A 14,529-nucleotide genomic window follows, 5' to 3' on the forward strand; every position below is an offset into this window, starting at 1 on the left:
AACCGATCCGTGCGGACCGGAATTTAGTTCTTTATCTTAAGATTGCGGAAAACCGCAAGCCTTGGATCGCCCTCTTCCTGTTCGCATTCGCAGCCGCCTTCATTCAGGTCGGCTCCGCACTTGCCGCAAAGTCCTTTGCATTCTTCTTTGCAAAGGGGCTTAATCGGAAGTGCCATTACAAAATGCTCCCAGAGGAGGGCACCGATATCGATTTTGAGCCCTTCTTTGGTCTTCACAACGGGTGATGGTTCATCATCTCCGTCTTCAGCGACCTGCTCATATTCCTCGAATTCGGTGGAAATATTGTGCTTGTAGTCTGCCGTGCACCTGTCGCATGCAATTGTCACGGAACCTTCGGTTCCACCTCTGACAAGGCATCCTTTATCCTGAGGAAGGACATAGACTTCAGACACCAGCGCATCGCCGGGTCTGACGTCAACTTTGTACTGTTTCCATGCAGCAGACCAGAAATTCTGGTCCTCGAAAACAAAATTTTGTCCCTCTTCGGGGATGTCGTTTAATGTAATCCAGAGTTCAGACATATTTTTCCTCGCGGAAGGGTTTCCTATATGAGTTTTTTTTCTTCTGTCAAGGAAAAAGAGCTTGCATTTTCCAGAGCGAGCGTTTAAATGATACCTCTTTTGTTCGGGAAGAGCAATTTTCCTTGCGCGAATCTGCGCTTTCCGGCAATCTAAAAAAGTGACTACCATCAAGGAGGTTCAACATGTCCCAGGTATGCGATATATGCGGTAAAGGTCCTCAGACTGGCAACAACGTTTCCCACGCTCACAACAAGACTAAGAGACGTTTCATGCCTAACCTGCAGAAAGTCCGCACTCAGCTTCCCAGCGGTGAAGTAAAAAGCATCAAAGCTTGCACTCGCTGCATCCGCTCCGGCGCTGTTGTTAAGCCCGTAGCTAAGAAAGCAGTAAGCTAAGCTTCTGTTTCACTTTTCGCACGATTCGTCGTGTAAAAAGCCCCGGTCATAATTATTTATGGCTGGGGCTTTTTTTGGATTAATCTCTATTCTGCTGTCCACTTCAGAGCGGCTTCCAGTTCCTCGGCAGGGTAAGTTTTAACTTCTCCGCTAACCATTGCTCCGGCAACTTTGGTTCCCCATTCAACCCATGTTGGACCGCCTACAATTGCCAGCCTTTCAAAGTCATTGCGGTGAGCAAACCCGAACTTGGTATCTTCCCACATGGCCTTCAAATCCCAGCCTTTGAAATTCTCATCCATGTAAAGCAGGGCCCTGCATTTGCCATGGTCCATAATTGTTTTCTGCAAGGCAGGAATCCAGACCTCAGTATAATCTTCGCCGGAAACTTTGCCGGTGGCTGTTACGGCCAGCATGGGGCCGCTGCTTTCTTTCATGATAGTGATCATAGTTCAGCTCCTATGGTTTGTTCATTAAGAAAACTTACTGCCAATCTACCACATCCGCTCAGGAATTAAAGGGGGGAAGTTGGAAATTGACTCAGGTCAAGGAAACTGAGTTAAGTAGGAGTATTGGTAACGCTTCCAAGACAAAACATATGTAAAATTATTCGAATTCAATCTGAACAGGAGCGTGCGGATGAACTATCTCGATAAAATGAAGGGTGGCGGAGAGTGTCCTCCGCGGACTTGTCTTAACGAAATTCTCTGGTCATGGATCGGAGCATTTTGCGGAATTCTTCCCGTGGCTTTGCTTAACTACAGTATTTTTGCCGGGACAGATCTGGTTTTCATTATCGGCTCTTTCGGTGCTTCGGCAGTGCTGATCTACGGAGCCATAACCAGTCCTCTGGCCCAGCCGCGAAATTTGATTGGCGGACATGTGCTTTCCGCACTGATCGGAGTGTTTTGTTATAAAATGTTTCCGGGGCAGCTATGGCTTGCGGCTCCTCTTGCCGTAGCCACTGCCATCGCAGTTATGCATGCTACTAATACTCTGCATCCTCCGGGAGGGGCTTCAGCTCTTATTGCGGTTATCGGAAGTCCCAAGCTGCATACGCTTGGGTACTGGTATGCCGTGGTTCCTGTAGGTGCCAGCGCATTTATTATGTTGATTGTAGCTGTGTTGGTTAATAATATGGCTAAGAACAGGCGATATCCTGTGTTCTGGTATTAAAAAAGGGAGTGTTCGGCTGAACACTCCCTTTTTTTTATGCAGCTTCAAATGCCTGTTTCCTGAATACCGATCGTTCCCGTAGTATCATCACTGCCAATAATACAGCACCTGCTGCGTGCAGCCGCATGTCCGGCCAGAGCAGCAGTGTTGCGGCGCCCATGTATAAAGTTCGCTGGACGATATTAAGGGCGTAGGTGTTGAACCCTTCAAAGAATACCGCGAAGCAGAACAACCCTGCCGTGGCGGTGATTACGGTCTCGGCAACCTGCCAGAGCGGTCCTTCGAAGAGGATCGGGGTGTAGCAGAAGAGTAAGGGGATAATGTAAAGCCCCTTGGCAATTTTCCACGATTCAAATCCCGTTTCCAGCGGCTTGGAGCCGGATATGCCTGAGGCGCTGTATGCGGCAAGGCAGACGGGCGGGGTCACGTTGGCATCCTGAGAATACCAGAAGATAAGCATATGGGCCGCGATAAGGCTTGTGCCGAGCATTTGCATGGCCGGGGCAGCAAGGACCGCCAGAACGATGTAGGAGGCGGTTACGGGTAGGCCCATGCCTAATACGAGCGATGCCACAGCAACCATCACGATTGTCAGCAGCAGGCTGTTGCCAGCGATCATGGTGATGAGCATGGAGAATTTGATGCCCATGCCGACCATGAGTACTACGCCGATCACGATGCCGGAGCAGAGCAGGATAACACCAGTGGTGACCATGTTCTGTCCGCCGGTGGCAAGTGCGTCCATGATGTCCTGTCCGGACATACGGGTCTTGGGATTAAGCCAGCTGGAAACAACAATGGCAGCAATACCGCCGCAGGCAGCAAAGGTCGGGGTGAATCCGTACATGAGCAGGCCCATGAGTGCGCCGATGGGAATGAAAAAGTTCCAGCCTTCTTTTATGACATCGCCGATGCGCGGGATATCTTCTTCGGGAATGGGTTTGATGCCTAGTTTTTTTGCTCGTAAATGGACAAAGAAAGCCACGCTGATGAAATACATAATCGCCGGAATGAAGGCCACGCCGACAATGGTCAGGTAGGGAATCTGAGTCCACTGGCTCATAATGAACGCTCCCGCACCCATGATGGGCGGCATGAGCTGGCCGCCTGTTGAGGCTGCGGCTTCAACTCCTCCGGCAAACTTGCTGGGGAATCCGGTTTTCTTCATCATGGGGATGGTTATGGAGCCTGTGCCCACGGTATTGGCAACCGCGCTACCGGAAACGGATCCCATAAAGCCGGAAGCAAAAACAGCCATTTTAGCCGGACCGCCGATGGTGCGGCCCATGGTAGCCATTGCCAGTTTGATAATGAATTCCCCGGCTCCAGATTTGATCAGGAACGAAGCAAAAAGCACGAATAGAAATACAAAGGTACTTGAGATCGTGGCAATGGTTCCGAAAATCCCGTCCGGTGCAAAGTACATGCGGTAAAGCATGCGCTGGATGGTCACGCCCGGAAAGTGCCACAGCCCGTCCAGATACTGTCCTCCGCCAAGTCCGTAGGCCAGAAATATAGCAGCCAGACAGGGAATAAGCAGTCCGGTGGTCCTGCGGGTGATTTCCATCAAAAGTACAATTGCTAGGCCCGCTGCAATGAGGTCTGCCATAATAGGAACTTCATTACGCATGTGCAGGGCATCTTCGAAAAATACAAGATAAAGGCCCGTTGTAAAAGATAGAACTGCCAGAAAATAGTCAATAGGCAGGGTTTCGCGGGCATGCTTTTTAAGCATCGGATATTGAAGAAATCCGATAAAGAGCATGAAAGAATAATGAACAGCGTTGCGTTGAATTTCCGGCATGATGCCGATGGTATTTACCCAGAGATGGAAGAGAGAACATATAATGCCCGTGGCGTAGAGTAATTTGGCAGTGTTGCCCTCGATTACACGCTTAATCGCGAGGGTTTCACCGCCAGAATCTTTCTTAACTGCCGGCTTTGAGGGATTAGTGTCGGCCATAAGATATCCTTGGGAATAGAGTATGGGGCGGTGGATTTATCCACCGCCCTTAATCGTAATTACTTAATCACACCTACTTCGCGGTAGAATTTTTCAGCACCGGGATGCAGGGGTGCAGGCAGCCCTGCGGTTGCGCGTTCCAGTGACATTGCTTTGGTTGCCTTGTGGATGTTGTTCAGGAAAGGCAGGTTTTCGTAAATGGTCTTGGTTATTTTGTAGACCACTTCCTCAGGAAGATCGGCGCGACAGGCCAGAAAGTTGGGCTGTGCGATGGTTTTGATATCTTCTTTCTGGGAAGGATAAGTCCCTGCGGGAATTACGTAGCGGTTCCAGATGGGGTAGGCTTTCTGGATTTCGGCCAGCTGTTTATCAGTGAATCCAAGCACGGTTACATCGTCAGAGCCGAGTTGGGCGTAAAGCTGGGTGATGGCTGCTGCGGGAGGTCCTGCGGGGATGTTGGCACCGGCAATGCGACCGTCCATCATGGCCTGTGCGGAGGGAGTGTAGCCGAGGAACTCAAGAACGAGGTCCTTATTTACATCTACGCCCATGAGCTTGAGCAAGGTGCGGCCGGAACCTTCGGTGCCGCTGCCTCGTTTGCCGATGGAAAATTTCTTGTCCAGACTTTTTAGATCGGAAATATCACCTTTTTTAACGTATTTATTGAGCAGAGGGAAATGTTCAACGTTTTCCCAGAGCATGGTGATGGAGCGGAAATCCTTGAAGGCTTTGCCTTTGTAAGGTCCTTCCCCTTTGTATGCATTGAGGCCGAAAAGAGCTTGCAGGATAGCGAGGTCAGCTTCTTTGTTCTTGAGCATCTGCACGTTTTCACCGGAGCCGGCGGAGTTAATTGCTGTTGCAGTGATTTTATCCGCCTTGGCAAGCTTGATGCTGACCAGTGTTCCAATGGCAACACCGACAGGATAGTATGTTCCCCCTGTAGTGGCAGTAGCGATGATCAGGTTCTTGTCACTTGCCTGTGAAGGTGCGGCTGTGAAGCTAAGACAAAGCATACAGGTTAAAACGAGGCATGAGAATTTCTTGAACATTCTTCCTCCGACGTTGGATGTTAATCTAGCGGATGTGTAAAGTGTAGATCAATGGATTATGAAAGGGGTATAGTATATAATTAATAAAAAATCCAGAATGTATAATTTTTACGATTTACAATGGTTTAGTACTTTCGATTTTAGGAAACAATATTATTGACTGTGTTAAATAATGTATTGTGTAAATTGATTGTATGATCAAATGTAGAGTGGTATAGTATGTTTTGGCTTGTTTTTATGTCGCTAACACAGTCCGCTGGCGTGTCCGTCAGAACGGGGGTCACATCCTCCGCAAAGTGTGCCTTTTTCCGGATCACGCACGATTATCTGTCCCCGGCCAAAAAGAGTGCGGTCATATCCGCCACGCATTTCAAGCTCATGTCCCATGGCGGAGAGTTTTTCAATTGTCTCACCGGGCAGCCCTTCTTCCAGACAGACCTTGCCTCCTGCTTCCCCCGGTTCGATGCAGAAACGTAGCCTGTTTAATGCTTCCTGCGGATTTGCGCCGTCATCAAGCATGGCTGAGATTACCTGCATATGTCCCTGCGGCTGCATGAATCCACCCATTACGCCAAAGGTTGAGTGCAGAGATTTATCTCCGCGCAGGCATATGCCGGGAATGATAGTGTGGTAGCTGCGTTTGCCTCCGGCAAGCACGTTGGGGTGGGTTGGATCGAGAGAAAAGTTGTGTCCCCTGTTTTGCAGGGAAAATCCCAGTCCGTCAGGAACTATTCCAGTCCCGAAACCGAGGTAGTTGGAGTTGACCATAGAACAGCCGTTGCCATCTTTATCCACTACGCAGAAATATACAGTATCAGAAGAATTGACTGGAACTCCGCTGGTGTTATCCAGCTTGGTCTGTTCCGGGAGTATCTGGGCTGCCCGTTTTGCGCCGTAAGAAGGGGAGAGCAGCTTTTCCAAAGGAGTTGAGTACTGCTGCGGGTCGGCAACGTGCAGGCGGGCGTCAGCAAACGCAAGCCGCATGGCTTCAATAAGATGATGCAATCGTTCCGGAGAGTCCGGCGAACCCAGTCCCGCTACATCAATATCATTAAGTGTGTTTAAAGCCAGCAGGGCAGCTAATCCCTGACCATTGGGCGGACATTCATGTATTTCATATCCACGGTAATTTATACTGATGGATTCTTGAAAAAGGCTTGAGTGCGAAGCCATGTCTTCTTTGGAAAGGAAACCACCGTGATCGCGAACTATTTTGATTATCTTTTCCGCAATATCGCCAGTGTAGAAAAGTTGTTTTGCGTCGGAAGGGGATTGGTTCGCCAGACGCGCAAGCAGCAGCCCCAGATTGCGATTGAGCATGATTTCACCGCAGCGAGGTGCTTTGCCATTCAAAAGCAATTGTTCGCCGCCGGGACTGCTTTTCAGGATTTCAGCGCCTTCATTCCAGAGCTGGGCAGTTACCGGGCTGACCGGGAAGCCTTGCATGGCGTATCGAATCGCCGGAGCGAGGATTTCAGAAAGTTCCAGAGTCCCGTGCCGCTCTACCAGATCAGCCCAGAGCCCCAGTGCACCGGGAACATTGACCGTCATTGCATGGCGCATGGGGAGTTCTTCGGAAATTCCCATGGCGGTTATTTTTCCAAGGGAAATTTCTTGAGCTGATTTACCGGAACCGTTCAAGGCGAACACATTTTGCGCTGCAGCAGAATAAAAAAGCGCAAACGCATCACCGCCCAATCCGGTGCTGCATGGCTCCACAACAGCAAGAGCTGCTGCGACTGCAATAGCAGCATCAGCTGCATTGCCGCCTTTACGAAGTATTTCCAGTCCGGCTTCAGTTGCAAGTGGCTGGCTGGATGCAACCATTCCTTTTGTTGCGTAAGCAGGAGAACGGCGGGAATTGAAGGTGAATGCCGGGAGATGATGGGATGAAATTTCAAAAGTGGACATATGTTAGCTCCGGTTGCGTTGTTATAATCACCTGCAATGGTAGAAGCAATCGTAGGTAAATAGCAATAGTATGTATTGAAGTGTGCGTTTACTTACAGGTTGCTGTTATGAATAATTGCATTGTTCCTGTTATATACTTCTGATTGATTTTGTTTTGTGTTTGTGGCTATGTAGCAAGATGATTACTGCTTTTCGAATATTCGTTTTGGCCCTCTTCCTATCTCTTGTTTCGGTTAAAGCTGATGCTTCTAAATTGAAGTTGATGGCCGAGGAATATCCTCCATTCAGTTACAAGCAGGAAGGTAAGCCTAAGGGGCTCTTTATCGATCTGGTTAATAAAATTCAGGAAAAACTGGATGCTGAATCCAGCGAAGTCACTTTTTATCCGTGGGCTCGTGGGTATAAGATGCTACAGGTAGGTGAAGGGGATGCCCTTTTTCCCATGTGCATGACTGCTGAGCGTTCAGGGATGTTTAAATTTGTAGGACCTATTTTTTGGGATGATGTATATTTTTATACTACGAAAGAAAGTGGTGTTGACCTGAAAGAGCTTGGAGATGCTAAAAAAGTCGGAAAGATAGCAGTAACAAGGGACGATGTTTTCCATCAGAATTTAGTCAGTATGGGGTATACCAATCTTGATGTCAGTTCATCCCAGAAGTGCGATTTCCTGAAGTTGCTTAAAGGAAGGGCTGATCTAGTTCCTATGGGCCGCAAGGCTATTTCATATTTTTTTGATCGTAATCCTGAATTGGATTTAAGTTTGCTTGAGCGGGTCGGGCCGCCTATTTTTTTTACTTCAAGTTACATAGCATTTAAAAATGATACTTCTGATGAGGTTGTTAGTAAGTGGCAGGCCGCTTTTGATGAACTGAAAATGGAAGGAGAGTGGCTGAAGATTCTAGATAAATATTTCCCTCCAGATCTGGTTAATTAATTTTACCCAAGGTAATAAAAAAAATCCGTACATCGCAAGATGTACGGATTTTTTATTATCTGATCTGTCAGCTAAAGCTATTCTAAACTAGAGTGACAGCGCGGTTCATGCGGGCTATGGTTTCGTCTTTACCAAGTACGAGCATGAGGTCGTAAAGACCGCCGGGGGACTGGGTGCGGCCGCAGAGAGCGAGACGTACGGGTTGTCCGATAACCTTGAACTTGAGTTCTTTCTCTTCAAGGAAGCCTTTACAGACAGCTTCGAGAGAATCGTGGCTGAATTCCGCGTCAGCTTCAATGCGTGCGGTCAGCTCTTTGAGGATTTCAACCGCTTCGGGCTTGAAAACTTTCTCCACTGCTGCTGTGTCATATTCCAGTGCTGCGCTGTCCACGAGGAAGAAGTCGCACATGTCGGCCATTTCCTTGTAGTTGGTGGAGCGGGGCTGGAGCAGGGGGATGATCTTTTCAAGGTATGCATCTTCAGCTTCCACACCTTCGGGCAGGAAGGTGCGCATGCCGGGGATGAGATCAGCCGGAGCCTTAGCTTTAATGTATTCGCTGTTTACCCAGTCCAGTTTCTTGGTATCGAAAACGGAGGGGGAATTACCGAGGTTGTCGGTGTTGAAAAGTTCGATCAGCTCTTCGCGGGAGAAGATTTCCTGATCGCCGTGGGACCAGCCGAGACGAACGAGGTAGTTGACTACCGCTTCGGGCAGGTAACCCATCTTTTCGTATTCCATTACGGAAAGTGCACCGTGACGCTTTGAAAGCTTTTTCTTGTCCGGGCCGAGGATCATGGGCACGTGGCCGAACTTGGGGACATCCCAGCCCAGAGCTTGGTAAAGCAGGATCTGGCGCGGGGTGTTGTTTACGTGGTCATCGCCGCGCAGGACGCTGGTAACACCCATGGTGTGGTCATCCACTACAACAGCGAGGTTGTAGGTGGGGGAGCCGTCACTGCGGCGCAGGATCATATCGTCCATTTCAGCATTTTCAACGCTGATAGGTCCTTTGATCATGTCAGTGAAATTTGTGCGGCCTTCAAGGGGAGCCTTGAAACGTACAACCCTGTTTTCGCCGGGGCCGAGATTTTTCTCGCGGCAGGAACCGTCGTATTTGGGCTTACGTTTTTCCTTCATGGCTTTTTCACGCATGGCGTCAACCTGCTCGGTAGTACATTCGCACCAGTAGGCCTTGCCTTCGTCCAGCAGCTGATCGATGTAGCCGTTGTAGAGATCGAAACGGTCGCTCTGGTATACTGGCTCGTCGTTCCAGTCCATACCCAGCCATTTCATGGAATCAAGAATGGCTTCGGTATATTCCTGCTTGGAACGTTCGCGGTCAGTGTCTTCAATGCGCAGGACAAAGTCCCCGCCGTCGTGTTTGGCAAGTAGCCATGCAAAAAGTGCGGTGCGTGCGCCGCCGATGTGCAGATGTCCGGTAGGACTGGGTGCAAATCTGGTTACGGTCTTAGCCATGATGGTTGTCTCCTGAAAACTAAAAAATCCGCCATCGGGGGCGGTATTTTGATTGAACCTGTGTGGTTCAAAAAATAGATTTGCCAACCGGCCGGAGTAAGCCCCGGCCGGCAAAAAAATTATTCAGCCGGCTCAACGCCTTTGAGTTCGGGGATCTCCTTGAGCAGGGTACGCTCGATGGCGTTCCGCAAGGTGATCTGAGACATGGGGCAGCCCTTACAGGCACCCTGCAAGCGAACTTTGGCTATGCCTTTATCTGTTACCTCTACGAGTTCTACGTTACCGCCGTCAGCCTGAAGAAGGGGTCTGACCTTGTCAAGAGCGGCTTCGACTTTATCGTGCATGGTAAATCCTCCGTTTGGTATGCCCGCTCAAGTACTTTCTTTAAACAGCCTTGTCAAACCTGTGAGCACTTGTTTTTATTGTCTTGATATGGACCATGCACTGTTGTTTGTAAGTATAAGTGTCTTGGCTTTTGGACTATTTGTTTATACTGCCATATTTTTGAGAATGGAAAAAGCCTCATCGAGAATAGGTCCCAGTTCGGCGTCAAGTTGGCGTAGTTTTTCAGGGGTCAGGCCGTGCTTTTCCCATCTTTCGTTGTTTACATTGCGGATGAAGAAGTCTCCGCTTCCCCCTATTCCCATGGTTTTGGCAATGATGTTGGCGAAATATACGTAGAGGGATTCCGGTGATTTAGCTGCTTTGGCAGGACTATGGTGATTAAGTACAGCGGTAACCAGTGAAAATGGCAGATTCCACTTGCGCAGGAGCATGCCGCCCAGTTCGGCGTGGTTAAATCCGGTAACAACTTGTTCAGCCTTGAACATGAGAGCTTTTTTGTTGCGGGAGATGGCTGTGGCAGCAATAGCGCGGTCCGGCAGGGTCATCATCAACACCGGGCGTCCTACATCATGCAGCAGTCCGGCAACAAAGCACTTTTCCGGAGTGCCTTGCTTGAAGGTCTTTGAAAGCTGGCTGGCGATTATTCCGCAGGCAAAGCTGTGGCGCCAGAAAAGCCCCAGATCAATGATATCGGCAGGCAGTCCTTTGAACATATCCATGACAGAGGTGCCCAATGCGAGGGTCGAAAGCTGCTGGGTACCGATAACCGCAACTGCGCGGGAGATTGTATCGATCTGGGCAGGGAAACTGTAAAAGGCACTGTTGACCATGCGCAGGAGGAAAGCTGAAAGAGCCGTATCTCGCGAAATAACCTTGGCAAGATCGGATGCCGAGCTTGAGGGATTATTGATGACTTGTCGCATTTCAATGAAGACCTGCGGCAGGGACGGCAGTTTTACCTCACTTCGAAGGATCGAAAGCGGGTCTACCGGGGCAAACCTCTCTTTGGGCATGGGGAGTTGAGTCTTTTCTTTGTAAAGCTCGGGGTGCTCCAGAAGATCCTGAGCAACGTGGGCGACCCCTAGTTCGAAAAGCGTTGAAAGCACCGGTTGTTCCCGGTCTGTGTTGGTAAAGCGGTCTTCCATCAATGCAGTTGCCTTATGCATGATCTCTTCAGGAATGGGAGTATGTTCAGTCATGGTCTGCCGCCTTGGATTTCTTTAAATTTCTTAACTTTATAATATATTAAAAGAGGTTTGAAAGAAAGCTTTCTACAAAAAAAATAATAAGCCCCGGCAGATAAGAATCTGCCGGGGCCTAAATGGATGTGGTCAGCTATGTAGCTTATTTCAGCCAGGAATCAACCTGTTCTTTGTTTTCCTTGATGAAACGCTTGGCGCTTTCGTAAGGATCTGCACCTTTTTCCTGGTTCCATGCCATTACCATCTGGAGCTGGTTTGCGTCTTTCCATGCGAATTTGTCGAGGAAAGCGTAAATTTCAGGCATGTCTTTATCGAGTCCTTTGCGGACTATAGTGTTAATGGATTCGGATTCACCGAGAACTTTTTTGGGATCATCAAGGTATTTGAGGTCCCAACGGCCGAACATCCAGTGCGGGGACCATGCAGTTACAACGACCCATTTGTTGTTTTTGACGGCATCGCTCAGAGCAGCGGTCATGGTTGCGCCGGAACCTTCCATGAGTTCAAATTTGTCGAGGCCGTATTTATCCATTGCTTCTTCGGAAAGACGCATCAGGCCAGCACCGGGATCAATGCCGATGATTTTGTCGTCAAATTTGTCAGCGTATTTGTTGAGGTCGGCAATGGAGTCAACTGTTACGTAGGAAGGAACAGCCCAACCCAGCTTGGCGCCGGAAACGATAGGTCCGAGGTCAACAACTTTATTTTTAACACGCTTCAGGTAGTCAGCATGGGTAATGGGAAGCCATGCAGTGGCGAGTCCGTCCACGTCACCTGTTCCAACTGCCTGCCACATGGCTGCAGCTGCAACGGGGATGATTTCGCACTCATAACCCATGCGTTCTTCGATAACGGCTTTGAGTACGTTGGTGGTTGCTGTTGCGCAATCCCACTCAACATAGGCCAGTTTAACTTTCTTTTTGTCGCCTGCAAAAGAGGGTACGGCAAAAGCCGCAACAAGCAGGGCCGTAAGAATTAAAGTAAGTACCTTTTTCACTGTAGTCTCCCGATTCAGTTTCGGCTCCGGCTATTTCTTTTTGCCGGACCCAATGTTTTGAAGTACGCGGTCCATGATCATGGCCACGATAACAATCCCGATTCCTGCCTCAAAACCGTTACCCATCTGCAATCTCTGGATTGCTTTCCAGACTTCACCACCCAGTCCTTTTGCTCCGATCATAGCTGCGATAACAACCATGGAGAGAGCCAGCATGACTGTCTGGTTGACCCCGGCCATAATGGTCGGAGTGGCAATGGGAAGTTCGAGTTTAAAAAGTCTCTGCCAGCGGTTGGAGCCGAAAGCTTCGGCACACTCCACCAGATCTTCCGGGACCTGCTTGATTCCGAGGCAGGTCAGCCTGATGGATGGTGGCATGGCAAAGATGATTGTTGAGAATATAGCAGCGACCTTGCCAAGACCGAAAAAGGGGATGGCCGGTATCAGGTATACGAAAGCGGGCATGGTCTGCATGACATCAAGAACAGGCATAACGACTTTGTTCACATGCTTGTTCATGGCGGCGAAGATTCCTATAGGGATACCTATCATCAGCGCCAGCAGGGTTGAAACAATAACCAGTGCGATTGTGCTGACTGTGGCTTTCCATAAGCCCATATTCCAGATCAGCAGCAAGCCGGCTATGGAAAATATTGTGGTTCTTTTGCTTTTGGTCAGCCGCAGAGTGATAGCTGCCACAATAATAATGAACAGCCACGGCGGGCAGGCTTTCATGGTCCCTTCGACCACATCCAGTCCGGCTTCAAGCACTGCGGAAAAAGCTTTGGTGGCAAATGAAAAATGTTCCACCAGAAAATCAATTGACGATTCGATTACTTCCCCGACGGGAATGCGTGGGATATTCATTCTAATTGCCTCCTCTTTCAGCAAGGGCACCGATCAGTGTACCGCGGACGATGACACCTTTCAGCTTGTTTTCTGAATTGATGACCGGCAGGGGAAGTGTTCTGTCCTGCATGATGTTGAATAGCTCCTGAGCGGGGCATTCCAGGTCAACAGCCTGCAGATCGGTGTGCATGATAGTCCTGATGTCCTTTCCGCCTTCTTCAACAAGTTTGGCGCAGTCTCCTGCATTGAGCATGCCGATCAACTTGTGCTTTTCGTCGAGGACAAAGAGATTGGAGATATTGTTTTTACGCATTTTACGCAGGGAGGCGCGCGGGCCATCTGTTCTCAGGTAGGCTACGGCATCAATTTTTTTCATAACTGATTCAGCGGTGAGGACTTTGGTAATATCAACGTCCTCCACAAAGCGGCGTACGTATTCTGTTGCAGGTTCGGTGAGGATTTCCTCGGGGGTGCCGACCTGCACGATTTCACCGTCTTTCATGAGCACAATGCGGTCGCCGAGCTTGAGGGCTTCGTCAAGATCATGGCTGATGAAGACAATTGTTTTGTGCATGCGCTCTTGCAGATTGATCAGTTCGTCCTGCATGTCGCGGCGAATGAGCGGATCAAGGGCACTGAAAGCTTCATCCATGAGCAGGATGTCGGGGTCGAGGGCCAGAGCACGGGCTAAGCCGACTCTCTGGCGCATACCGCCGGAAAGCTGGTCGGGGTAAGAATCTTCCCAGCCGCTAAGCCCTACCAGTTCGAGGGCTTCCATGGCCTTCTGTTTACGGGTTTCCGCGTCGGTGTCGGCTATTTCCAATCCGTATTCTGTATTTTTCAGAACAGTGCGGTGGGGGAAAAGGGCGAAGTTCTGGAAAACCATCCCGAGTTTTTCCAGACGCACTTTGCGCAGTTTGTTTTTGTTCAAGGTGGTGATGTCTTCACCATCAATGAATATTTTCCCCCCCGTGGGGTCAATTAGCCTGTTGATGCAGCGGACAAGGGTGGACTTTCCGCTACCGGAAAGGCCCATGACCACAACGATCTCACCTTCTTCGACACTGAATGAAGCGTTGTTGACGCCTACACCGTGCTTTGTTTTTTCCATAATCTCATCTTTGGTGGCACCCTGTTCAAGCATAGGGATGATTTTCTTCGGGGTGTTGCCAAAGATTTTATAGAGGTTTTCGACTCTGATTTTTTCCATATCTTCTCCGTTAAATAAAACTAAACACTATTCCCCAAGTCAATTGAGGGCAGTAAAAATTAATTGGAAGCGGTTTTGGTGAGAGAAGAGGAGAGGAGGGGGATTTTTTCCGGTGCGGAATTGGGGTTGATTTCCTGAACGGGCGTGCCGGTAGGTTTTATGTAGTGATCTTGTTTGGAATGCATTTTTCTATGCAGTGTGCGTTTGTTATAGTTGTGTTTGATGTTGTTTTTAGAAAGTATTGTTTTTACTTTGCAAAAGTACAGTTTGTATAATCTGGTTTTAGGCGAAGTAAAAGCTCACATCTGTCGATTTTTGCGGCTGGATTAAAATAGGGTAAGCCGTCTTTGTCTCGAGTTCAAAAATTATGAAGCTCGAATTTTAAGAGTAGATAAAATATGAGACTATGTCAAATAAGATTGATTTTAACCTGTAAGCTATGGTTATTGAGCTCATTAGCAATGAACGAAAGCTGG

14 protein-coding genes are annotated in these 14,529 nt (G+C 48.9%); 3 read left to right on the top strand and 11 right to left on the bottom strand.

The annotated features are described in order from the left end of the window. Positions 1-23: 23 nt before the first annotated feature. A complete protein-coding gene (locus ACNI23_RS17670; RefSeq protein WP_420250628.1) occupies positions 24-542 on the bottom strand; it encodes a YceD family protein in 519 nt (172 codons plus the stop codon). A 182-nt stretch (positions 543-724) separates the two neighbouring features. On the opposite strand from ACNI23_RS17670, the gene rpmB reads away from it, so the two are divergent. Next, positions 725-937 carry a 50S ribosomal protein L28 gene (gene rpmB, locus ACNI23_RS17675; RefSeq protein WP_015850550.1) on the top strand — a complete coding sequence of 71 codons (213 nt, stop codon included), beginning with the start codon at positions 725-727 and terminating at the stop codon, positions 935-937. An 86-nt stretch (positions 938-1,023) separates the two neighbouring features. Here the strand turns inward: rpmB and ACNI23_RS17680 are convergent, their stop codons facing one another. Beyond that, positions 1,024-1,386, bottom strand: coding sequence for a SpoIIAA family protein (locus ACNI23_RS17680; protein ID WP_420250629.1), 363 nt, complete (start codon positions 1,384-1,386; stop codon positions 1,024-1,026). A 190-nt stretch (positions 1,387-1,576) separates the two neighbouring features. On the opposite strand from ACNI23_RS17680, the gene ACNI23_RS17685 reads away from it, so the two are divergent. Continuing rightward, positions 1,577-2,113, top strand: a complete 537-nt coding sequence (locus tag ACNI23_RS17685) for an HPP family protein (protein WP_420250630.1) — start codon at positions 1,577-1,579, stop codon at positions 2,111-2,113. A gap of 34 nt (positions 2,114-2,147) precedes the next feature. Here ACNI23_RS17685 and ACNI23_RS17690 read toward each other — a convergent pair whose 3' ends face one another. From ACNI23_RS17690 to ACNI23_RS17700, 3 genes are all read right to left on the bottom strand, one after another. Next, positions 2,148-4,076: a TRAP transporter permease gene (locus ACNI23_RS17690; RefSeq protein WP_420250631.1), complete on the bottom strand. Its 1,929-nt coding sequence runs from the start codon at positions 4,074-4,076 to the stop codon at positions 2,148-2,150. A 59-nt stretch (positions 4,077-4,135) separates the two neighbouring features. Continuing rightward, a complete protein-coding gene (locus tag ACNI23_RS17695) occupies positions 4,136-5,125 on the bottom strand; it encodes a TAXI family TRAP transporter solute-binding subunit (protein WP_420250632.1) in 990 nt (329 codons plus the stop codon). Positions 5,126-5,368: 243 nt separating this feature from the next. Further along, complete coding sequence (locus ACNI23_RS17700; protein ID WP_420250633.1) at positions 5,369-7,036, bottom strand: gamma-glutamyltransferase family protein; 1,668 nt, start codon at positions 7,034-7,036, stop codon at positions 5,369-5,371. A gap of 178 nt (positions 7,037-7,214) precedes the next feature. Between ACNI23_RS17700 and ACNI23_RS17705 the strand changes: the two genes are divergently transcribed. Further along, on the top strand, positions 7,215-7,973 hold the full coding sequence (locus ACNI23_RS17705) for a substrate-binding periplasmic protein (protein ID WP_420250634.1): 759 nt from the start codon (positions 7,215-7,217) through the stop codon (positions 7,971-7,973). Positions 7,974-8,055: 82 nt separating this feature from the next. Here the strand turns inward: ACNI23_RS17705 and gltX are convergent, their stop codons facing one another. From gltX to ACNI23_RS17735, 6 genes are all read right to left on the bottom strand, one after another. After that, positions 8,056-9,450 (bottom strand): glutamate--tRNA ligase, encoded by a 1,395-nt coding sequence (gltX, locus tag ACNI23_RS17710; RefSeq protein WP_420250635.1) that lies wholly within the window; start codon positions 9,448-9,450, stop codon positions 8,056-8,058. 119 nt (positions 9,451-9,569) lie between these two features. Then, positions 9,570-9,794 (bottom strand): NifU family protein, encoded by a 225-nt coding sequence (locus ACNI23_RS17715; protein ID WP_015850557.1) that lies wholly within the window; start codon positions 9,792-9,794, stop codon positions 9,570-9,572. A 144-nt stretch (positions 9,795-9,938) separates the two neighbouring features. Further along, complete coding sequence (locus ACNI23_RS17720) at positions 9,939-10,994, bottom strand: HDOD domain-containing protein (RefSeq protein ID WP_420250636.1); 1,056 nt, start codon at positions 10,992-10,994, stop codon at positions 9,939-9,941. Positions 10,995-11,139: 145 nt separating this feature from the next. Next, a complete protein-coding gene (locus tag ACNI23_RS17725; RefSeq protein WP_420250637.1) occupies positions 11,140-11,994 on the bottom strand; it encodes a glycine betaine ABC transporter substrate-binding protein in 855 nt (284 codons plus the stop codon). A gap of 30 nt (positions 11,995-12,024) precedes the next feature. After that, positions 12,025-12,861 carry an ABC transporter permease gene (locus ACNI23_RS17730; RefSeq protein ID WP_420250638.1) on the bottom strand — a complete coding sequence of 279 codons (837 nt, stop codon included), beginning with the start codon at positions 12,859-12,861 and terminating at the stop codon, positions 12,025-12,027. Between the two features lies 1 nt (position 12,862). After that, on the bottom strand, positions 12,863-14,053 hold the full coding sequence (locus ACNI23_RS17735; RefSeq protein ID WP_420250639.1) for a quaternary amine ABC transporter ATP-binding protein: 1,191 nt from the start codon (positions 14,051-14,053) through the stop codon (positions 12,863-12,865). Between the last annotated feature and the right edge of the window lie 476 nt (positions 14,054-14,529).

This window comes from Maridesulfovibrio pacificus (SeqCode) (assembly GCF_048612815.1).
GTDB lineage: Bacteria > Desulfobacterota > Desulfovibrionia > Desulfovibrionales > Desulfovibrionaceae > Maridesulfovibrio > Maridesulfovibrio pacificus.

Coding starts and splice junctions, on each gene's coding strand:
- ACNI23_RS17680 (WP_420250629.1), bottom strand. CDS start 1,386: ATGATCACTATCATGAAAGAAAGCAGCGGCCCCATGCTGGCCGTAACA.
- ACNI23_RS17720 (WP_420250636.1), bottom strand. CDS start 10,994: ATGACTGAACATACTCCCATTCCTGAAGAGATCATGCATAAGGCAACT.
- ACNI23_RS17705 (WP_420250634.1), top strand. CDS start 7,215: ATGATTACTGCTTTTCGAATATTCGTTTTGGCCCTCTTCCTATCTCTT.
- ACNI23_RS17695 (WP_420250632.1), bottom strand. CDS start 5,125: ATGTTCAAGAAATTCTCATGCCTCGTTTTAACCTGTATGCTTTGTCTT.
- gltX (WP_420250635.1), bottom strand. CDS start 9,450: ATGGCTAAGACCGTAACCAGATTTGCACCCAGTCCTACCGGACATCTG.
- ACNI23_RS17700 (WP_420250633.1), bottom strand. CDS start 7,036: ATGTCCACTTTTGAAATTTCATCCCATCATCTCCCGGCATTCACCTTC.
- rpmB (WP_015850550.1), top strand. CDS start 725: ATGTCCCAGGTATGCGATATATGCGGTAAAGGTCCTCAGACTGGCAAC.
- ACNI23_RS17690 (WP_420250631.1), bottom strand. CDS start 4,076: ATGGCCGACACTAATCCCTCAAAGCCGGCAGTTAAGAAAGATTCTGGC.
- ACNI23_RS17670 (WP_420250628.1), bottom strand. CDS start 542: ATGTCTGAACTCTGGATTACATTAAACGACATCCCCGAAGAGGGACAA.
- ACNI23_RS17730 (WP_420250638.1), bottom strand. CDS start 12,861: ATGAATATCCCACGCATTCCCGTCGGGGAAGTAATCGAATCGTCAATT.
- ACNI23_RS17735 (WP_420250639.1), bottom strand. CDS start 14,053: ATGGAAAAAATCAGAGTCGAAAACCTCTATAAAATCTTTGGCAACACC.
- ACNI23_RS17715 (WP_015850557.1), bottom strand. CDS start 9,794: ATGCACGATAAAGTCGAAGCCGCTCTTGACAAGGTCAGACCCCTTCTT.
- ACNI23_RS17685 (WP_420250630.1), top strand. CDS start 1,577: ATGAACTATCTCGATAAAATGAAGGGTGGCGGAGAGTGTCCTCCGCGG.